The sequence below is a fragment of the Chitinophaga sp. 05T412 genome (genome assembly GCF_056396465.1).
In genome coordinates this window covers 376156-396104 of record NZ_JBFTLN010000009.1, presented here as the reverse complement: position 1 = coordinate 396104, position 19949 = coordinate 376156, and the positions used below count along the sequence as shown (strand labels likewise).

16 protein-coding genes are annotated in these 19949 nt (G+C 46.9%); 11 read left to right on the top strand and 5 right to left on the bottom strand.

Going from position 1 to position 19949, the window contains the following annotated elements; genetic code table 11:
• Nucleotides 1–80: 80 nt before the first annotated feature.
• Nucleotides 81–914 carry an alpha/beta fold hydrolase gene (locus AC1DFM_RS21540; RefSeq protein ID WP_477078824.1) on the top strand — a complete coding sequence of 278 codons (834 nt, stop codon included), beginning with the start codon at nucleotides 81–83 and terminating at the stop codon, nucleotides 912–914.
• An 80-nt stretch (nucleotides 915–994) separates the two neighbouring features.
• On the opposite strand, the gene AC1DFM_RS21535 is transcribed toward AC1DFM_RS21540, so the two are convergent.
• Genes AC1DFM_RS21535 through AC1DFM_RS21520 form a run of 4 tightly spaced genes read right to left on the bottom strand, consistent with a single transcriptional unit; the run spans nucleotide 995 to nucleotide 2774 of the window.
• Entirely contained in the window at nucleotides 995–1576 is a 582-nt protein-coding gene (locus AC1DFM_RS21535; RefSeq protein WP_477078823.1) for a YdeI/OmpD-associated family protein, read from the bottom strand.
• Nucleotides 1573–1971, bottom strand: coding sequence for a DoxX family protein (locus AC1DFM_RS21530; protein WP_477078822.1), 399 nt, complete (start codon nucleotides 1969–1971; stop codon nucleotides 1573–1575). Before AC1DFM_RS21530 ends, AC1DFM_RS21535 begins: the two co-directional genes overlap by 4 nt.
• A gap of 6 nt (nucleotides 1972–1977) precedes the next feature.
• Nucleotides 1978–2442: an SRPBCC domain-containing protein gene (locus AC1DFM_RS21525; protein WP_477078821.1), complete on the bottom strand. Its 465-nt coding sequence runs from the start codon at nucleotides 2440–2442 to the stop codon at nucleotides 1978–1980.
• Nucleotides 2443–2444: 2 nt separating this feature from the next.
• A complete protein-coding gene (locus AC1DFM_RS21520; protein WP_477078820.1) occupies nucleotides 2445–2774 on the bottom strand; it encodes an ArsR/SmtB family transcription factor in 330 nt (109 codons plus the stop codon).
• Between the two features lie 142 nt (nucleotides 2775–2916).
• On the opposite strand from AC1DFM_RS21520, the gene AC1DFM_RS21515 reads away from it, so the two are divergent.
• The 3 genes from AC1DFM_RS21515 to AC1DFM_RS21505 all read left to right on the top strand — a co-directional run bounded on the left by AC1DFM_RS21515 (nucleotide 2917) and on the right by AC1DFM_RS21505 (nucleotide 7224).
• On the top strand, nucleotides 2917–4143 hold the full coding sequence (locus AC1DFM_RS21515) for an MFS transporter (protein ID WP_477078819.1): 1227 nt from the start codon (nucleotides 2917–2919) through the stop codon (nucleotides 4141–4143).
• A gap of 160 nt (nucleotides 4144–4303) precedes the next feature.
• Entirely contained in the window at nucleotides 4304–6007 is a 1704-nt protein-coding gene (locus tag AC1DFM_RS21510) for a GMC oxidoreductase (protein WP_477078818.1), read from the top strand.
• 134 nt (nucleotides 6008–6141) lie between these two features.
• Nucleotides 6142–7224 carry a Gfo/Idh/MocA family protein gene (locus AC1DFM_RS21505; RefSeq protein WP_477078817.1) on the top strand — a complete coding sequence of 361 codons (1083 nt, stop codon included), beginning with the start codon at nucleotides 6142–6144 and terminating at the stop codon, nucleotides 7222–7224.
• Nucleotides 7225–7332: 108 nt separating this feature from the next.
• Here AC1DFM_RS21505 and AC1DFM_RS21500 read toward each other — a convergent pair whose 3' ends face one another.
• Entirely contained in the window at nucleotides 7333–8190 is an 858-nt protein-coding gene (locus AC1DFM_RS21500) for an AraC family transcriptional regulator (protein ID WP_477078816.1), read from the bottom strand.
• Nucleotides 8191–8336: 146 nt separating this feature from the next.
• Between AC1DFM_RS21500 and AC1DFM_RS21495 the strand changes: the two genes are divergently transcribed.
• From AC1DFM_RS21495 to AC1DFM_RS21465, 7 genes are all read left to right on the top strand, one after another.
• Nucleotides 8337–9863 carry a sodium:solute symporter family protein gene (locus tag AC1DFM_RS21495; protein ID WP_477078815.1) on the top strand — a complete coding sequence of 509 codons (1527 nt, stop codon included), beginning with the start codon at nucleotides 8337–8339 and terminating at the stop codon, nucleotides 9861–9863.
• Nucleotides 9864–9874: 11 nt separating this feature from the next.
• On the top strand, nucleotides 9875–10819 hold the full coding sequence (locus tag AC1DFM_RS21490) for a dihydrodipicolinate synthase family protein (protein WP_477078814.1): 945 nt from the start codon (nucleotides 9875–9877) through the stop codon (nucleotides 10817–10819).
• A gap of 86 nt (nucleotides 10820–10905) precedes the next feature.
• Nucleotides 10906–11502, top strand: a complete 597-nt coding sequence (locus tag AC1DFM_RS21485) for an RNA polymerase sigma factor (protein ID WP_477078813.1) — start codon at nucleotides 10906–10908, stop codon at nucleotides 11500–11502.
• Nucleotides 11503–11584: 82 nt separating this feature from the next.
• A complete protein-coding gene (locus AC1DFM_RS21480; protein WP_477078812.1) occupies nucleotides 11585–12571 on the top strand; it encodes a FecR family protein in 987 nt (328 codons plus the stop codon).
• Between the two features lie 20 nt (nucleotides 12572–12591).
• Nucleotides 12592–16059: a SusC/RagA family TonB-linked outer membrane protein gene (locus AC1DFM_RS21475; protein WP_477078811.1), complete on the top strand. Its 3468-nt coding sequence runs from the start codon at nucleotides 12592–12594 to the stop codon at nucleotides 16057–16059.
• An 18-nt stretch (nucleotides 16060–16077) separates the two neighbouring features.
• Entirely contained in the window at nucleotides 16078–17550 is a 1473-nt protein-coding gene (locus AC1DFM_RS21470) for a SusD/RagB family nutrient-binding outer membrane lipoprotein (protein WP_477078810.1), read from the top strand.
• 147 nt (nucleotides 17551–17697) lie between these two features.
• Nucleotides 17698–19944 (top strand): hypothetical protein, encoded by a 2247-nt coding sequence (locus AC1DFM_RS21465; RefSeq protein WP_477078809.1) that lies wholly within the window; start codon nucleotides 17698–17700, stop codon nucleotides 19942–19944.
• Nucleotides 19945–19949: the final 5 nt, after the last annotated feature.

Below are 19949 nucleotides of genomic sequence, written 5' to 3'. Positions count from 1 at the left end.
ATCGCCCCGCAAATTGGCATTTTGACAACCCTTCCGCCTCGAAATCCCGGAGTAAGTTTGTGGCTCAAACAACGAATTGTATGAAATACAGATTAGTTTTACTGCTATGTGCCAGCCTTTTCATCTCGCAGCTGGCAGATGCGCAACAGCAAGGGCACTATGCGGCAGTCAATGGCCTACAGCTCTATTACGAAATTCATGGCACCGGTAAACCGCTGGTATTGATTCATGGGGGAGGTTCCACCATTGAGTCCAGCTATGGCCGTGTTTTACCGGAGCTGGCTAAAACACACCAGGTAATCGCGGTAGAGATGCAGGCCCACGGTCATACCCGCGACATCAACCGCGACATGACCTTTGAACAGGACGCCGATGATATCGCTGCCCTGCTGCAGCAACTCCACATCTCCAGGGCCGATATTCTCGGGTTCAGCAATGGCGGTACTACTTCGCTGCAAGTGGCGATTCGTCACCCGGAAGTAGTGAACAAACTGATACTGTGCTCCACGCTGTACAATCGTTCCGGCACACCTCCCGGCTTCTTCGATGGATTCGCCCACGCTACGCTGGACGTAATGCCGAAAGAATTAAAGACCGCTTATCTCAAAGCCAATCCAGACCCCAAAGGATTACAGGCGATGTTCGATAGAGATGCAGGTAGAATGAAAGTATTTAAAGATATCCCAGACGCAGCGATTAAAGCGATTCAGGCGCCTGCCCTGGTGATAAATGGTGCCACAGAACTGATATTACCGGAGCATGCACTCGCATTATCCCGTACTTTATCGCACGGACAATTAGCTATTTTTCCAGGCGGTCACGGAGAATACATGGGAGAGGTAGGCGCCCCGGATAAGAGCAGCAAAGAACCGGAAGCATTTCTGATAGTAGTGAATGAGTTTTTGAGTAAGTAGGAACAACTGGTTTTTGCAAATGAGTATACGGGAACTGGCCGGAGCATCATACCTGATGCTCCGGCCAGTTTTCCTTTGTATCATTCGTCATCTAATCCTTTCCCTGCAAGGATGTGATCAATATATTTTTCTACCCTGGATTCACGGGTTTTAGCTTGTTTGGCGCCACCAAAAAAGAGGAGATAACCTCTTTGTCTGCCTGGTGTTAATGCTTCAAATGCCTTTTTTAGCTTTGGCATTTTATCCAGTTTGGTTTGGAATTCTTCCGGCATGTGGAACTCCGATACTTTTTTAAGCTTCACCGTCAAACCGGCTTTCTCTACTTCTATCGCTTCATAGATATACGCTTTGATAGTGGCCTGCATAGCGGTGACTTCTTTTGCGCTGGTGAACCGTATCTGCCGCGTAGCCTGGGTGTTTTCGGATTGCTGCACCAATATACTTTCCGGATCATGGAGCAGTGCGCCTTTGAAAAACAAGATGGCGCAGTATTCTTTGAACACGTGTATTAACACGATGTTGCTGTTATGATGCGTGTAACAGGGAGAGCCCCATTTTACTTCTTCGGTGAGTCCACAGTCCAGCACAATGCTTCTCAGGTGTGTGGTTGCCTTCTCCCATTGTCCGGCTTTGTCGAAATAAAAATCTGCTTTTGGATTCATGCGATGGAATTATTAAAGTGAACGGCGGAAAGTTTTCTGTTCGCGGGCCGGAAGTACCAGGAGGTTACTGTCAGCAATAACAACAGGATACACGGAAAGATATCTTTGAAAGCATCATGTGATATCAGATGCGACAACAACGCGCCGGAGGCCACAAAGAAGAAACCGGCGTATGCCCATTCTTTCAGCAAAGGAAGCTTGGGAAGGAGGAGGGTGAGGATACCCAATAATTTCCAGGTGCCCAGTATCTTTAAAAAATAAATGGGGTAGCCCAGATGGGTAATAAAGTCATTCTCCGCTTTTACGCCCAGCAGTTGTACAATAGCGCTGGAACCCATTCCCAGTGAAAGCCAGATGGTAGCAATCCAGTAAATAATTTTGTTCCGCTTTGTCATAACGAATTATTTTAGTTTGTTAACAGTTGCCTGGAGTCGGTTATGTGCCATGTTTATTCCTTTGGTCATGCCCATTTTCAGCATCAGATCCCGGTGTTCGTTGGATTTATAAATGATATGCATGGTGAGTTTGCTGGTGTCCGCTGTGAGGGATTCAAACTGCAGGAATTCCAGCTGTATCGAAAACGGACTGTTTTCCATTTCAAATGTCCGCGTGATGCTTTCGTTCTGGCGGAATTCGTGGATGGTGCCGTTCATGCCGAACTTGTTTCCTTTAGGATCAGTCGTTTCAAAGGCGTAGCCACCATACTTTTTATTTTCCAGTTTCAATACTTTGGTGCCCATCCATTGTTCCACGATCTCCGGTGTGTCGTAGGCTTTGAAAAGCAGTTCCACCGGCAATTCAAATTCACGGGTAATGGTGAGGTCCTGCTGACCGTCGGCTGCATCGATGTTTGTTTTCAGTTCCATGGTTAGTCTTTTTTCTTTGCCTGGTAGGTTTTCATAATTGTTTCCAGTGCATTAAATCTATCATCCCACATTTTGCGGAATGGTTCTATGAAATCGGCGACTTCTCTCATTTTTTTTGCGTTGATATGGTAATGAATTTCCCGGCCGGTTTGTTTTTGCTCCAGAAGTTCACATTCGGTGAGGATCTGGAGATGTTTGGAAACCGTGGGCCGGGCAGTATTAAAATTGGCGGCGATGGCGCCTGCTGTCATAGCCTGCGAAGCCACCAACAAGAGTATTGCCCGCCTGGTGGGGTCTGCGATGGCCTGGAATACGTCTCTTCTTAAATTCATTATGTAGCTATTTGACTACACAAATATATGTGTAGTTATTTGACTACGCAAATTTTTTTTCGAACGGATTCTCCCGGCGCTTTTTTTCGTCTTTATCCGGCATCGCATTATTATCTCACCAAAATCTATTGAATATTATTACATGGATCAGGCAAGCATCAAGGTTTCAAAATTATTTTCCATCCCGGTGCTGGTAGCGGCACTAGGTTATTTTGTAGATATCTACGACCTGTTATTATTCAGTATTGTGCGCATTCCCAGCCTGCGGGCATTAGGTGTAGCAGAAGGAGCGCTGCTGGAGCAGGGCGTTTACCTGATCAATATGCAAATGGCGGGAATGCTGCTGGGCGGTATCTTATGGGGCATTTATGGCGACAAAAAAGGACGTTTATCCGTACTGTTTGGCTCTATTCTATTATACTCACTGGCTAATATTGCCAACGGTTTTGTGACTTCCGTTGATCAATATGCAGTGCTGCGTTTCATTGCCGGAATTGGACTGGCAGGCGAACTGGGCGCGGGTATTACGCTGGTCGCGGAAATATTGCCGAAAGAAATCCGGGGATATGGTACTACCATCGTATCTGCTGTAGGCGTACTGGGCGCCGTGCTGGCCTATTGGGTGGCCGATATGTTCAATTGGAAAATAGCTTATTTTATTGGTGGCGGCCTGGGACTAACGTTACTGGTACTACGATTTAATGTATTCGAGTCCGGTATGTTCACGGATGTAAAAAAAGCTACTACTTCCCGCGGTAATTTCTTCGCACTGTTTACCAGCTGGCAACGTTTTTTCAAGTACCTGCGCTGCATTTTAATAGGCTTACCCATCTGGTTTGTGATCGGGATACTGATTACTTTTTCTCCCGAATTTGGAAAAGCAGCGGGTATTACCGATACCATCTATGCCGGTAAAGCCGTGATGTTTTGTTACATAGGACTTTCCCTGGGAGATGTATGCAGCGGGTTATTGAGCCAGTATCTCCGAAGCAGGCGAACGGCTGTATTTGTTTTCGTGATGCTGACATTGGTAGCAGTAGTCATCTATCTCACGGCTGCCGGCGCCAGCACCATCTTTTTTTATGGGATATGTTTGCTACTGGGATTCGCCATCGGCTACTGGGCTTTATTTGTGACCATTGCTGCAGAACAATTCGGTACCAATATGCGCGCCACCGTGGCTACCACAGTACCTAATTTTGTGCGGGGTAGTGTGAATATATTTACGCCGTTATTCCTGTTGCTAAAGGTGCATACCAGCATCGCTATGGCGGCGGGCATCATTGCATTGGGAACTGTTATACCCGCGCTGTTGGCGTTGTGGCGCATGGAGGAAACGTTTTCGAAGGATTTGAATTACACGGAGTAAGAATGAACAAAGCCTGATGAAAAAGAAGGGACAGCCATTCATCCAATCGGCTGTAACCTTGAATTAGCGTAAAAAGAACACGTTTCCGCTCATACCAAATAACTGCTTGTTTCTCCATTATTTTATTATTTTCCAGCCGGACCAATATTTTTTTCGGTGTATGGCTAACTTGAACCTTAAAGCAAAAGGGCTAAATACGTTTGACGCAATTGTAGTAGGCTCCGGCATTTCAGGAGGCTGGGCGGCAAAAGAATTATGTGAAAAAGGACTGAAAGTATTGTTGCTGGAACGTGGCCGGCAACTGGAACATGTGAAAGATTATACCACCGCTTTGAAAGCTCCCTGGGAAGTGACACACCGTGGAGCCACTACCATAGCGCAATCCAAAGAACATCCATACCTGATCCGCGATCGGGTGTATACTGAATTTAACGAAAGCTATTGGGCGAAAGACACGGAAAGTCCTTATACGGAAAAGAAGCGTTTCGACTGGATGCGTGCAGATATCGTGGGTGGACGCTCTATCATGTGGGGCCGCGGTTCCCTACGCCTCAGCGACCTCGACTTTGAAGCCAATATCAAACAAGGCATCGGCATCGACTGGCCCATCCGGTATAAAGATCTTGCACCGTGGTATGATCACGTGGAAGCATTTGCTGGTATCAGCGGACAGAAAGAAGGGCTGGCGCACTTACCGGACGGCATTTTTCAGCCACCAATGGAAATGAACTGTTTTGAAAAACAATCGAAGGAACGCATCGAGTCCGCATTTCCCGGCAGAAAAATGACCATCTTCCGTACCGCCAATCTCACACAACCTATCGGCGACAGAGGCAAGTGTCAATACCGGGACCGCTGCTCCCGCGGATGCCCTTTTGGCGCCTATTTCAGCTCACAGTCGTCCACATTGCCGGCAGCCGCTAAAACCGGTAACCTCACATTGGTATCTGATGCCATCGTGAATAGTATCATTTACGATGAAAGTAAAAATAAAGCCACCGGTGTTCGCGTCATTGACAAGCACACCAAAGAGATGCAGGAGTTTTACGCAAACATTATCTTCCTGAATGCCTCTACACTTGGCAGTACCTTTGTGCTGATGAATTCCGTGTCAAACCGCTTCCCGCAAGGTATCGGCAACGATCACGGCGTACTGGGACACTACCTCATGGATCACCATTTTCATGTAGGCGCCAGCGGTACTTCAGACGAGTTTAAAGATAAATATTACTACGGCCAGCGCCCCGCGGGCTTCTATATTCCCCGCTTCAGAAATGTGCATACAGACGATAAACGCGGCTACATCCGTGGCTTCGGCTATACCGGTTATAGCAGTCGTTCCGGTTGGGCCAGAGGTATTGCAGAACTGGGCATCGGCAACGCCTTCAAAGATTATTTATCAGAGCCGGGACCCTGGCAAATGGGGCTGATGGGCTTCGGTGAATGTTTACCTTATGAAGAGAATCAGGTAATACTGGACCATAGCACCAAAGATGCCTGGGGCCAACCTGTACTCCAGTTCAACTGCGAATTTAAAGACAATGAAAAGCAAATGCGGAAAGACATGGCCGCAGATGCAGTAGCCATGCTGGAAGCAGCAGGACTAAAAGATGTACAGGCATTCGACCGCGATTCATATCCGGGTATGGCCATCCATGAAATGGGAACGGCCCGTATGGGAAAAGATCCGCGTACCTCCGTACTCAATGAATGGAACCAGGTGCATACGGCTAAAAATATATTTGTCACCGATGGCGCCTGTATGACGTCTTCCGCCTGTCAAAATCCGTCACTGACCTATATGGCCATCACGGCGCGGGCGGCGGATTACGCCGTGAAAGCACTGAAGCGGCAGGATTTATAACTAGCAGAAAGCTGAAAGCAGAAAGCAAAAAGCTACTGTAGCGGATCATGAATCGATATCTGCTAATATTATTCGCTACAATAGCTTTTTGCTTTACGCTTTCCGCTTTCTGCTAAAAAACAAAACATAATAATATGTCTGGATCATTGAAACCTATTCGGGTATTAGTAGTAGGGTGTGGTAATATGGGCGCATCTCACGCCACAGCTTATCATACACTGGATGGATTTGACATCTGCGGTATTGTATCTACCGGGAAAAGTAAGGAGGTATTGAACAACAAACTAGGTGGAGGCTATCCGTTATACAGTGATTACGAAGCCGCACTGATTGCCACCAAGCCGGATGCAGTATGTATTTCCACGTATCCGGATACACATGAAAGCTTCGCGGTGATGGCGCTGGAACATGGTTGTCATGTATTCATAGAAAAGCCACTGGCCGACTCCGTAGCAGGAGCTTTGCGCGTAGCGGCCGCTGCGCGCAAAGCCGGCAAAAAGCTGGTAGTGGGATATATATTACGCCATCATCCTTCCTGGCAGCGGTTTGTGGAACTTGCACAACAGCTGGGTAAGCCGCTGGTGATGCGCATGAACCTTAACCAGCAAAGCCAGGGCAGCAAGTGGACGGTACATCGCAACCTGCTGCAAAGTCTGAGCCCTATTGTGGATTGCGGCGTACACTATATTGATGTGATGTGTCAGATGACCCGCTCTAAACCGATACAGGTATATGCAATCGGCGCCCGCCTTTCTGATGATGTGCCGGCAGATAATTATAATTACGGTCAGCTGCAAATCCGTTTCGAAGATGGCTCTGTAGGCTGGTATGAAGCCGGTTGGGGACCCATGATGAGTGAAACCGCCTTTTTTGTGAAAGATGTCATCGGACCGGAAGGCTCCGTGTCTATTGTTGCTAAAGATGCAGGCGCCACCGGTAATTCAGATAACGTAGATGCACACACGAAAACAGAATCACTCCGCTTTCATCATGCGGCATTGGATGCCAACGGAAAGTTTGTGAAAGAAGATACCTGGATTACTATGGAAGGAGAACCGGACCACCAGGGCTTATGCGATCGGGAACAACTGTATTTCCTGAATGCTATCCGGGAAAATATAGACCTGACTGATCACGTAGAAGATGCCGTGAATAGCTTACGCATTGCTTTTGCCTGCGATGAATCTGTGCGCACGGGGAAGGTAGTCAGCCTTTAGCAGCTTTTAGCCATTAGCTTTTAGCTGTTAGCAAATGCAGCGAAGACCAACAAAGTATTATCTCCGCTGCATTTGCTAACAGCTAAAAGCTAATGGCTAACAGCTGCCTCACAATTTATCCCGGAAAGTTTTGGGTGATACGCCCATCACTAATTTAAACGACCTCGAAAAAGTATACTGATCCGGATATCCCATCTCTCCCGCAATTTCTTTTACGGATAAATTCGTTTCTCTTAATAGCTGGCTGGCCTTCTGCATACGGAGGGACGTAAACAGCTGTATAGGTCCGTAACGTGTTTTTTCTTTGAATAAGGCCGACAGATAAGAAGCGGATAACCCCATTTCTTTGGAAAGGTCTGCCAGCGTGAGATGCTGCTCCAGGCGTTGCTTCATTAACTGGATACACTGTTCTATAATATTATCTGCCCCATGTTTCATATAATTAAAAACGCTGAGGCGGAAAGTGCCGAGAAAACTATAGAAGCGGAAATTAGCGTACAACAGATTTTCAATATTATTCATCAGATCCAGGTGATGCAGGATATCATCGAACTGTGCATTCCTGCCTACCAGTGGGGGAATGGTGCGCGGCTTGTCGGCAGTGTCCAGGTATTGGTAGATGGAGGCGGCCAGCTGTCCGGAAAACTGTACGGTATAGAGTCGCCATGGATCATCAGGAGCCGCGCCTATGCGAAAAGCCGTGTTGGCCGGAATCAATAGATACTGATTCGGTTTGATCACCGTTTTTTTATCGCGGGTTTCTATCCAGCCGTTGCCATGTGCTGCATATAGCAACGTGTATACCGCGCTGCCTTTTATTTCCATGGGTTCTCTGGCAGTATTTTCGGGATAGCGTCCTATGTTGGTAATAAAAAGATTTCTGCCAAGCGGATGCTTTTCCAGATTGCGTTTCAGGTGGTCCGGTAAAATCCATGTACTGGGTGTGTTGGTGGCAAGGTGATTCATGGTAATAGTAATTTAAGCCATTCTTTTCATAACCTGCAACATTGTTTGATCAAAAAAAAAGGGCAACCTTAGCAGTAGCAAGTAGCACAATTATTTTATTTTCCACGTACGAAATTATCAACCAATAGCGAAATTTTATGCACCAAATGCCTTTAATTGATCTGGCTGTCATTGTGATGTACCTGCTTTGTATGATTTTAACGGGGTTGTGGTTTTCCAGGAAAAACAAAAATGCCGCGCAGTTTACCACCGCATCCGGAAGCATTCCTGGCTGGGCATTGGGGCTATCATTATATGCTACTTTTTTGAGCAGCAATACGTTCCTGGGCGTACCCGGAAAATCGTTTGGCAGTAACTGGAATGCTTTTGTATTCAGTCTGTCGATGCCGCTCGCCGCATTTATTGCGGCCAGGTATTTTGTACCATTTTACAGACATAGTGGAGAAGTAAGTGCGTACACCCATCTGGAACGCCGCTTTGGTCCATGGGCCAGAACTTATGCCACTATCTGTTTTATATTAATGCAGCTGGCCAGAATGGGCACCATCTTTTTTGGGGTGGCACTGGCGCTGCAGGCGCTTACCGGTTTGGAAATGCGTACTATCATGACCGTTACCGGTATCTGTATTATTATATATACCGTGCTGGGTGGAATGGAAGCGGTAATCTGGACGGAGGTGTTGCAGGGAATCATCAAAACGGCCGGGGCATTGATTATCCTGGGATTGGTGATAGCGGGCATGAAAAATGGCATCTCGGATATCTTTAGTATTGGTATGCGGGAGGCAAAGTTTTCGCTGGGTAGTTTTAATCCTGCGGATGTCAGCACGCCTACTTTTTGGGTGGTATTACTGTATGGGTTCTTTATTAACCTGAACAATTTCGGGATGGATCAGAACTACGTACAACGCTATCACACGGCCCGTTCTGAGAAGGAAGCTTCGCGCAGTATCTGGTTATGTGTACACTGGTATGTGCCCGTGAGTATGGTATTCTTTTTTATCGGCACGGCATTATTTGCGTATGCACAACAACATCCGGAGGCGCTGCTGGCAGTAAAGCAACAAGTAGCGGCGGAACGGCATGTATCCGTGGAATCCCTGGTGCCGGCGGATTATGGCGATAAAGTGTTGCCCTGGTTTATGGTTACGAAGGTACCGAAAGGATTGCTGGGCTTAATTGTAGCTGCCATATTATCTGCTGCCATGAGTACCGTGAGTAGTGGAATGAATAGTACAGCTACTGTTTTTTTGAAAGATATTTACCAGCGTTATATCCGCCGGGAAATCAGTCCGGCAAAGGAAATGCGGGTATTGTATATCGCTACTACGCTGACCGGCCTGCTGGCTATATTTTTTGGTATCTCTATGATAGGGGTGAAGAGCATCCTGGATATCTGGTGGGAATTATCCGGCATTTTCGCCGGAGGTATGCTGGGATTATTTCTCCTGGGCATTGTATCTAAAACAAAGAATGCGGCAGCAGTGGCTGCTACGGTAATAGGCCTGTTGGTCATTCTCTGGATGTCGCTTTCCAAATACCTGCCTGCTGCGTGGGAACAATGGCGTAGTCCATTACATGTGCATTTGATTATTGTGGTAGGCACTTTATCTATATTTCTGGCGGGCATACTGTTTACACGTCTGCAACGCCGTACACTCCCTGAATCTTAAACCTGTTTGTTATGCAAAAGAAATTTGTTCCGGTGATGATCACGCCGTTTAATCTGAAGGCACAGATAGATCATGATATGATAGAACAGCTGATTGATTTTTACCTGGAAGCCGGGGTGAAAGGCTTTTTTGCCAATTGTCTTTCTTCCGAAATGTACAGTATCAGCGAAGATGAGCGGCTGGAGCTGGCGCGTCATGTGGTACGGTATGTCAATGGCCGTGTACCGGTTGTCGCTACCGGATCATTTGGATTAACCATCCCGGATAAGGCGCTGTTCACCCAAAAGATGTACGACACCGGCGTGGATTCTGTAATCATGATTACCGGGCACTTTGCCAATATCGACGAATCTGATGCCGTGCTCTTACAAAGATTCGAAGAACTGTTCTCCTTAACCGGCAATATTCCACTGGGATTATATGAATGTCCTGCGCCTTATAAAAGAGTCATTAGTCCGGAAATTTTAGCTACCTTACTGGCCACCAATCGCCTGATTTATCATAAAGACACCTCCTGTAATGTAGAGAATGTACGGGCAAAACTAGCGGTGACAGCGGGGAGCCGACTGGAGTTTTACGATGCGCATACACCTAACGGGGTCGCATCTATGAAAATGGGCGCTGCGGGGATGTCTTCCATTTCCGGAAATTTTTATCCTGAGATATTAGTCTGGTTATGTAATCATGTAGACGATGAAAGTAAACAGGCAGACGTACAATGGATACAATCGGAGCTGCAAAGAGTAGATCCCCTGATCCATATGGCTTATCCGTTGAGCGCCAAATACTTTCTGCAGCAGCGTGGACTACCGGTGCGTACTATTAGTCGCGCGCATGCGCTGGAATTAACGCCGGAACAGAAGGCAACTTTGCAACAGATTTACCATGATTTCAAGGGCTGGTGCGACCGGTTACAGATCAAAGAGGTAAGTACCGGGGCATTATCGGCACATTAAATCGTTGTTATTTTCAGGCAGGAAATTATGATGGCAACCGGCCAATGTGTAGTTTCGACAAATCTTGTTCCTAATTCACATAATAGATGTCAACCAGCCTTTATAATTCGCAGCAAGATGAAATGTTCCTGTGGGTCCGGCTTTGTGAGGGGGATAGGGAAGCTTTCGGGGAAATATACCGGCGTTATTTTCCGCTGTTATTCCGGTATTGTATCCGGTTTACCACGGATCGAAACCTGGTAAAAGACATGTTGCAGGACTTCTTTTCACAGTTGTTCCTGCAACGTGCCGGCCTGTCTGCCCCGGTGAACCTGAAAAGCTACCTGTTAGTAGCAGCGAGAAGAAAGTTATTCCGTTATCTTGGAAAGTCGGCTAAAATGCCCGGCATGCTGGACGACCAGGTAGCCTCCCTTTTCGATCTCGAACTGTCGCCTGAAAGTATTTTAATTAATCGCCAACACAACGAACACGCCGCACGTCTGCTACAACAAAAACTGCACGCACTCACCCTCCGCCAGAAAGAAGCGGTATACCTCCGGTTTTACGAAAACCTTACCTACGAAGAAATTGCGGAGATTATGGGGTTGAAAGAAGTAAAATATGCCCGTACCTTAATATATCGTGCCATCGCTGAATTAAAAGAGTTGCTGGCGCCCAACGAGTCGGCTTTGATGCTCCGCTAAAAAATAATTTAAAAAAAGATTGATTTTCCTGAGGGTATTTTTTCGGTTCCTGTCTCTACTATAAGTACAAGGTACTTTTTTTATGAACTATGGTGGATACGATGCAGCTGATTTTGCTGCAGATGCCTCTTTCCGGGCATGGGTACTGGAAAATACAAATACTGCTTTCTGGATACAGTGGCAGGCTGCATATCCTGAACAGGAACAGGTGTTGCAGGAGGCACGCGCCATGGTGCTCGCACTACGGTTCCGGACCAACGAAATAAGTGCAGAAGAAATGGACGCGGTAAAATACCAGATAGATGAGCTACTGAACGATGCCGCCGTTAAAAAAAATAGCGGACCATCGCGCAGAAGATGGCTCTATACCGTTGGAGCCTCTATCGCCGCGGCCACACTTACTTTGCTGGCTATTACCTGGTATAAGACCAGCCATACCACACCGGAAAAAATAATAGTACAAACCGGCTTCGGTGAAACTAAAATCATACATCTGCCAGATGGTTCTGTGGTACAACTCAACGCCAACTCCGCAGTAGAGTACCCCGCCAAATGGGAACAGGATAAAGTAAGAACAGTAGCATTACAGGGAGAAGCCTATTTTAATGTCTCCAAATCTCCTGCAGGCCTGCATCCTAAGTTTAGGGTGATCATGCCGGCGGTCACCATCGAAGTAAAAGGAACGGCCTTTAACGTATATCATCGCCATAAAAAAGTAAAGGTATTATTGGAAGAAGGAAAGATCGTGGTGAATGATAGTTTACAGATGAAGCCAGGAGACATGATGCAGTTTGCATCCGGTACGTATCAACGATTAACAGGCAATGCCGCACAACTAACCGCCTGGAAACAACACCGCCTGGTGTTCCACGAAGAAACACTGCTGAACGTAGCACAGCAATTAACCGATATATACGGGTATCGTATTGAGTTTAGGAATAAAAGGATGGAAGGCCTGCTCTTTACCGGTTCAGGTCCTGCTGCTGATCCTGCCTTGCTGTTGAAAGCAATAGCCACTGTGCATCAGCTGAAAATGACACAACACAATTCAGTTATCATTTTTGAATAAGGATCTTAAAATTTACAGTTATGCAAAAGAGCTTTACGAAGCTTTATGCTCCATGGAGCGCCATGCTGCTGTTATTGTTAACGCTGGGCACCCACACCAATGCACAGCAGTTAATGGTAAGTAGTGGAAACACTCCAGGGGAAGCAGGTTCTATCTCCCTCCGCCAAATGCTGACCGACCTGGAAACCAGGCTGATGGTCAGCTTCAACTACTCGCCCGCTCAGGTGGCAGACAAATTTGTAGCTGCCAAACCCGGACGGCTAAACGCTGAAAATCTTGATGTGCAGCTCACAAAAATGCTGGCGCCATTGGGATTACAGGCAGTAAAACTCAGTGAACATGATTACGCCATCCGCACCAGTACCGCCACCAAAGCGGCCATCACTGCGGCAGACGTACAGGTAAAAGGTACGGTCACCGATCAGAAAGGCGCCCCATTACCGGGTGTCACGGTGCATGAAAAAGGCACTAACAATGGTACTGTCACTGATGCAGAAGGGCACTTCACACTCCGCGTCGCCAGCGCGAATGCCGTGCTGGCGTTCCGTTTTGTAGGCTACATTGCCCAGGAGCAAAAAGCCGGTAATGGCAACATCCAGATTCAGCTGGCACAAGATGTACGCAGCCTGGATGATGTGGTAGTAACGGCGCTGGGTATTAAGCGTCAGGAAAAAGCCTTGGGTTATTCTATTGCCACTATCAAAGGTGATCAGGTAAGTACCGTGAAAGAAGTGAATGTAGCGAATGCATTGTCTGGTAAAGTAGCGGGTGTGAACGTAAGAGCTACGAGTTCTGATCCGGCAGGTACTGCACTGGTGACTATCCGTGGTCAAAGCGGATTCCAGGGGTACAATCAACCTTTGTATGTGTTAGATGGTATTCCAATTTCTTCAGGTGTCCGCGCTCCCAAACAAACCGTGGGACAGGTAGTTGTAGATTATGGTAGTACCATAGCAGATATTAATCCGGATGATATTGCCAGTATTACTGTGTTGAAAGGCGCTAGCGCATCTGCATTGTACGGTTCCCGTGCCATTAATGGAGTTATATTGATCACCAGTAAATCAGGCTCCGGGCTTACAAAAGGTCTTGGTGTTTCTGTGAATTCCAGTGCAATGTTCGATCAACCCTGGTTGTTTCCTAAGTTCCAAAATGATTTTGGCTCTGGTGACAGGGAAGGCTCTGATGAAACTATTTCAGATGCCAGCTGGGGACCACGACTGGATGTAGGCACCAAACATGTACAGTGGAACAGCCCGAAGGATGCGAATGGACAGCCTATTCCAACGGATTGGATATCTTATCCCAATCGCCATAAAGATTTCTTCCGTACAGGATCTACTTTTACCAATAACATTGCCGTTACAGGCAACAACAAAGAAGGTAGTTTCCGCTTGTCTTTCACTAATCTGAAAAACGAAGGCATTATACCAAACACAGATTTAAAGAGGAATACCCTGAATCTGGCGGCAGCCTATAATCTCAAGCCCAATATCAAGGTGAGTACCAACGTCGGATATACGAAAAATATCAGCGACAACCGTCCTACATTTAATAGGGGCAGTGTTAGCAATATTGTATATACCACTACGCCCAACGTAGATATCAAACAATTACGTAATTACTGGCTACCTGGCAGAGAAGGACTACAACAGTTCTCTCATGTGCCCGGATCTACTGATAATCCTTACCTGGTGGCATATGAATTCATCAACGGTTTTGATCGTGATCGTATGACAGGTAACGTGCAAATTGATTTCCAATTCACAAAAGAATTGTCGCTCATGGTACGCACCGGTATGGATCTATATTCTGAAACACGCGAAAGCAAACGTCCTTTTAGCGCGATAAAGAACAAAACAGGTGCCTATGCTTTAGAAACAGAATATTTCCGGGAACAGAATACGGATTTCTTATTGAGTTATAAAAAGAACATCAACAAAGATTTCTTTTTTTCTGTATCCGGTGGAGCCAATCGTATGAATCAATTTGGGAAAGGGTCTTCTCAGAAATCTGAAGCCCTTGTGATTCCTCAATTGTATACAATTGCCAATGCGAAAGCTGGTACAGTTGTAAACAACTCTTCCAGATCCAATAGAAGAATCAATAGTGTATATGGTATGGGACAGGTGAGTTACCGGAACTATGCGTTCCTGGATCTTACAGCACGGAACGACTGGTCCAGTACATTACCAATGGCTAATAATTCCTATTTCTATCCTTCTGCTTCATTAAGCCTGATTGTGTCAGATATGTTGGGGCTCAAATCAGATGTATTATCATTTGCTAAAGTCCGGGTTAACTGGGCGCAAGTAGGAGGAGATACAGATCCCTACCAGTTGAACAATACCTTTAGCTTTGGACAGGATTGGGGTGATGTGAAACAAGCCAACATCAGCGATGTACTGAAAAATAACGAGTTGAAGCCGCTGATTGCCACTTCACATGAATTTGGCGCCGATCTGCGCTTCCTGAAAGGGCGTTTAGGGCTTGACGTTACTTACTATAATACCGTTAACCGTAACCAGATTATTAATATTCCGGTCACGAAAGCCACCGGTTATTCCAGTATGATTACTAATGCCGGCAAAATCCAGAATAGGGGTATTGAAATTGGCTTAAGTGCTACTCCGGTAGCTGGTCCATTCCGCTGGGATCTGCAGGTAAATTACACCCGTAATCGTAATAAAATATTGGAACTACGGGAAGGCCTTACTAATTACATGTTAGGTGGTGCAGAAGGAGTTCGCTTCCTGCTGCAGGAAGGCCGGGAAATGGGAGATATGTATGCACAGACCTGGGTAACCGTACCTGATGGAGAGTTTAAAGGGCAACCGTTATTGAGCGATGAGGGTGGTTATCAGAAAGGGAATGATTATGTAAAGATAGGAAACTATAACCCTGACTTTATGTTGGGCATCAGCAACACATTTACCTATAAAGGCTTTACCCTTAATGTGCTGATCGATTGGCGCCAGGGTGGAAAATTCTTTTCTTATGTAGCCAAGAACCTGTTGAGTGATGGCCGCACGCAAACAACCGTGCCTGGCCGCGATCCGAAAACAGGTGGTTTGGCATGGACAGATGCTGATGGAAACAAACGTACGGATGGCATGACGCTGTTTGGCTACGTGAGCGATGGTAATGGTAAATACAAACTCAATGATGTAATTACAGATCCGGAGAACTATTACGGGGAATACTACTGGGACTTTCCTGCCCGTTCTACCTTCGATGCCAGTTACGTGAAATTACGTGAAGCTTCGCTGACCTATGCTTTCCCAAAGAAGATGTTGGGTAGGGTGCCATTGAATAATCTCTCGGTTTCACTGATTGCACGTAATCTCTTTACCTGGACGGCCGCAGAATCAGGATATGATCCGGAAACGGCAATGACACTTTCCAATGGCAGCTTCTCTCCAGGCGTTGCCAGCTGGGGACTGCCTTATACCCGTTCTTTTGGCGCTAAAATAGGTTTCAATTTTTAAACCATTAATTGTATGGCTATGCAACGCATACCTCTTAAATATTATATACTGGGAATCGGCTTGTTGCTCTCAGCCTGTAGAAAAGACTTTGAAGCCATCAACACCAATCCCAATGAATCAGAAGTGGTTAGTCCGGAGTTTCTGATGTCAAATGTGATCATTAATACGGCGTATGGTTATCAAAAAGAAGCGTACTTCGATAAACCCGCTTCAGCTGGCCGTTATATCACGATGGTACGCAATGAGGGGAATGATAAATTCGACTGGGGGCCACAAAGCTGGGACGACTACTACGGAAGACTCTCTGCAAATCAGGAGATGATGGCCCTTGCTACTAAATTGAATATGCCGCAATACCTCGCAGTAGGTAAAGTTATGGCAGCTTTTAATTTCGCGTATACCTCGGATCTCTTTGGTGATATCCCGTATACGGATGCACTCCGACTGAAACAAGACCGGCTTGTTCATCCAAAATACGATCAGCAACAAACGGTATATCCGGCTTTATTACAAACGCTTAAAGATGCCAATAACGACCTGTCCAATCCGCCAGGTAGTATAGATCCCAAAGCAGATGTAATGTACGGAGGAGCGCCTTTGCAATGGCGAAAATTTGCCAATTCCCTGCGCCTTCGGATGTTGCTCCGCATTGCTAAGAACTATGCGCCTGCCTTTACAGAAATGCAGGAAATCCTGAACGACAAAACAAAGTATCCCATCTTTGAAAGCAATGCTGATAATGCAGAAATCATTTATCAGGGTACTGTAAGCGATAATAGCTGGCCAGGTAGCGCTCAGGGAAGCTCCGTAGACGAGTTTGACAAACGCAAGCCCAGTAAGGAAATTGTTGATGCCCTGCAGAAACGCAAAGATCCCCGTTTAAAAGTATGGATAGCACCTGTGGACTCTCTTAAAGGATGGAAAACAGATTCAAGTGTATACGTAGGCGTGCCCAATGCTATTCCAGCACCTTATGATTATAACGGTGGTAAAACGCATATTTCCCGTTTGTCGACGCTCTTTACCAAAACCAACGACCCGATGTTGAAAGCCAGTATGCTCACCTATGCGGAGGTATGTTTTATTCTTGCAGAAAGCGTGCAGGCAGGGAAAGTAACCGTAGCCGGTAAAACAGCTGAAAGTCTATACTACGATGGCATCAAGGCTAATATGAAATTTTATGGTGTAGATAAAGCAGCTAACGACTCACTTTACTACGATCAACCGATGGTAAAATATGACGGTACGCTGGAACAATTGATCGGTCAGAAATGGATTGCCGGCTTCCTGAAAGGGGCAGAGGCATGGTTCGATAATCGTCGTACCGGATTCCCAAAATTTGTATTGGGCCCACTGTCATCTACGTCCGTATTACCTAAGCGATATGTCTATCCAACTGGTGAGCGTGATACCAACGAAGCGGAATACCAGAAAGCAATCGCTGTATTCGGTCCCGATAAACAAACTACCCTGATGTGGTATTTAAAATAGCGTTTAGCCATTAGCTGTTAGCTTTTAGTAAATGCAGCGGAGTCGATGAATGCAGGTCTCCGCTGTATTGGCTAAAAGCTAACCGCTAACAGCTAATCGTTTCTTTGTCCTGCTATTCCTTTTTGTTAAGCCGATTTAAATGACATGATGAGAGGATTCTTTGCTATAGTTTTTTTTATTCCACTGCTATGTTCTGCTGTCGCCAGGCAACAGATAACAATTGTTACAAAAGATAAACAGATTGCCGCCCAGGTATTACAGGAAGAAGTACAACGCCGTACCGGTATCACCTGGCCAATCACCAACAAGATGCCTGAAAAGGGGCAAGTAATCGTATTTACCAGCATTCCCTGCGCTGCCGAATCTTATCATATCCGTACTGTCTACGAGAAAAACAGACAGATCATTAAAGTAGAAGGCGACGGCACCCGTGGCCTGCTATACGGTGCAGGCTATATACTCCGGAACATGGCATACGACCAGCAGCAAATGTGGTTGCCGGTTATACCAGAGATAGATGCCGTTCCCGAAAAGCCCGTACGCGGCCATCAGATCGGCTACCGCAATCTCGCTAACTCTTACGATGGATGGACGCCGGAACAATACGAACAATACATCCGCGACCTCGCCATCTTTGGTGCCAACACCATTGAGGCCATTCCGTTTATGCCGCCATCTCCCCATTTCCATATTCCCTCCATGGACATGACCCTGCGCATCAGCGGGTTTTGTAAAAAATATGACCTGGACTTTTCTGTATGGACGCCCGCCACGTTTGACCTGAAAGACGCCGATAAAAGAAAACATTACCTCCTCCAATTCGATACCCTGCTCCGGCAGGCGCCGCGCCTCGATGCCGTATTTTTTCCCGGCGGAGATCCCGGCGACAATCCACCGCAACAAGTCATTCCACTATTGGAAGAATTATCCGTTGCCTTAAAAAAGTATCATCCGAAAGCACGCATCTGGTTGTCGCTGCAAGGCTATACACCCGATCAGTGTGCGTTCGTTTATTCCTATATCCATCAACATCAGCCAATGTGGTTAGGAGGGATCGTTGTAGGTCCCTCCAGCCCTTCGCTGGAAGATACCCGGGTCGCACTACCTGCGAAGTATCCTATCCGTCACTACCCGGATATCACGCACACGGTTCGTTGCGACTATCCGGTGGCCTGGTGGGACCCCGCTTTTGCGTATACCCTTGGCCGTGAGCCAGTGAATCCGCAGCCATTGTATTACACGAATATCTATCGCTTTATTGCGCCCACCATGGATGGCTTTGTCAGCTACTCCGACGGTGCGCACGACGATCTCAATAAAATGGTATGGAGCATGCTGGGCTGGAACAGCCAGGCTAATGTGAGAGACATGCTGATACAATATTGCCATTACTTTTTTGGCAACGCCTTCGCCGAAGAAGCCGCCGATGGTATACTGGCCCTGGAGAAAAACTGGGAAGGCCCTATTGCCGATAATGGCGGTATACCCGCCACACTTACCCTATGGCAGAAACTCGAACAGCAACATCCCGAACTGGCCGGCAACTGGCGTTGGCAAATGTGTTTGCTCAGAGCTTACTATGACGCCTATACGAGACAACGCGCCATTCGGGAAGCCACCCTGGAAGCCGCTGTTAACCGCACCCTCCTGGAAGGAGGCGATGCCATGGGCCGCGCCGAAAGAATATTACAACAGGCAGATAGCATCATCATGCCCCAATGGCATGCGCGTATCATCGCGCTGTGCGATGATCTTTTTAAATCCGTCGCGCTGCAAACCAGCGTCGCCAAATACCAGGCAGCCGGACCAGAGAGAGGCGCGGTGCTCGACTTCCTCGATCGCCCCCTGAATAACCGCTGGTGGCTGGAAGATCAATTTAAATATATCCGCACACTACCGGAAACGGATCAACGAAAAGCACTGGATACTATTGCACGCTGGGAAAATCCCGGCCCCGGCAGTTTTTACGATGCGGTGGGTAATATTGCGAAATCTCCACATGTGGTGCGTACGGAAGACTTACACACCGATCCGCTGATACGCCGCAGTGATGCCCCCGGATTCGATTGGTGGGAGAGTGGCCGCAGCCGGAAACGGATGTCGTGGATGATCAGCCTGCGATGGCCTTCTGCTATGCGATACGAGCATCTGGATTCCACCGCAAAATACATGGTACAGGTAACCGGCTACGGCGAATGCCTGCTGCGTGGCAACGGCGTATTATTGACACCCGGCCGCTACGATAAAGGTATCGGTGAACGCAAAGAATTTGCAATCCCGGCCACGTTGATTAAAAACGGTACCCTCGTACTTACCTGGGATACCATAGATGAAGAACACCTTAACTGGCGCCAACATTCAAGGGTCACCGAAGTGTGGCTGATTAAATTATAAAACAA

What these genes read in the sequence shown, in the direction of transcription:
- AC1DFM_RS21540 (WP_477078824.1), top strand. Translation starts at nt 81, where the DNA reads ATGAAATACAGATTAGTTTTACTGCTATGTGCCAGCCTTTTCATCTCG.
- AC1DFM_RS21535 (WP_477078823.1), bottom strand. Translation starts at nt 1,576, where the DNA reads ATGAATCCAAAAGCAGATTTTTATTTCGACAAAGCCGGACAATGGGAG.
- AC1DFM_RS21530 (WP_477078822.1), bottom strand. Translation starts at nt 1,971, where the DNA reads ATGACAAAGCGGAACAAAATTATTTACTGGATTGCTACCATCTGGCTT.
- AC1DFM_RS21525 (WP_477078821.1), bottom strand. Translation starts at nt 2,442, where the DNA reads ATGGAACTGAAAACAAACATCGATGCAGCCGACGGTCAGCAGGACCTC.
- AC1DFM_RS21520 (WP_477078820.1), bottom strand. Translation starts at nt 2,774, where the DNA reads ATGAATTTAAGAAGAGACGTATTCCAGGCCATCGCAGACCCCACCAGG.
- AC1DFM_RS21515 (WP_477078819.1), top strand. Translation starts at nt 2,917, where the DNA reads ATGGATCAGGCAAGCATCAAGGTTTCAAAATTATTTTCCATCCCGGTG.
- AC1DFM_RS21510 (WP_477078818.1), top strand. Translation starts at nt 4,304, where the DNA reads ATGGCTAACTTGAACCTTAAAGCAAAAGGGCTAAATACGTTTGACGCA.
- AC1DFM_RS21505 (WP_477078817.1), top strand. Translation starts at nt 6,142, where the DNA reads ATGTCTGGATCATTGAAACCTATTCGGGTATTAGTAGTAGGGTGTGGT.
- AC1DFM_RS21500 (WP_477078816.1), bottom strand. Translation starts at nt 8,190, where the DNA reads ATGAATCACCTTGCCACCAACACACCCAGTACATGGATTTTACCGGAC.
- AC1DFM_RS21495 (WP_477078815.1), top strand. Translation starts at nt 8,337, where the DNA reads ATGCCTTTAATTGATCTGGCTGTCATTGTGATGTACCTGCTTTGTATG.
- AC1DFM_RS21490 (WP_477078814.1), top strand. Translation starts at nt 9,875, where the DNA reads ATGCAAAAGAAATTTGTTCCGGTGATGATCACGCCGTTTAATCTGAAG.
- AC1DFM_RS21485 (WP_477078813.1), top strand. Translation starts at nt 10,906, where the DNA reads ATGTCAACCAGCCTTTATAATTCGCAGCAAGATGAAATGTTCCTGTGG.
- AC1DFM_RS21480 (WP_477078812.1), top strand. Translation starts at nt 11,585, where the DNA reads ATGAACTATGGTGGATACGATGCAGCTGATTTTGCTGCAGATGCCTCT.
- AC1DFM_RS21475 (WP_477078811.1), top strand. Translation starts at nt 12,592, where the DNA reads ATGCAAAAGAGCTTTACGAAGCTTTATGCTCCATGGAGCGCCATGCTG.
- AC1DFM_RS21470 (WP_477078810.1), top strand. Translation starts at nt 16,078, where the DNA reads ATGCAACGCATACCTCTTAAATATTATATACTGGGAATCGGCTTGTTG.
- AC1DFM_RS21465 (WP_477078809.1), top strand. Translation starts at nt 17,698, where the DNA reads ATGAGAGGATTCTTTGCTATAGTTTTTTTTATTCCACTGCTATGTTCT.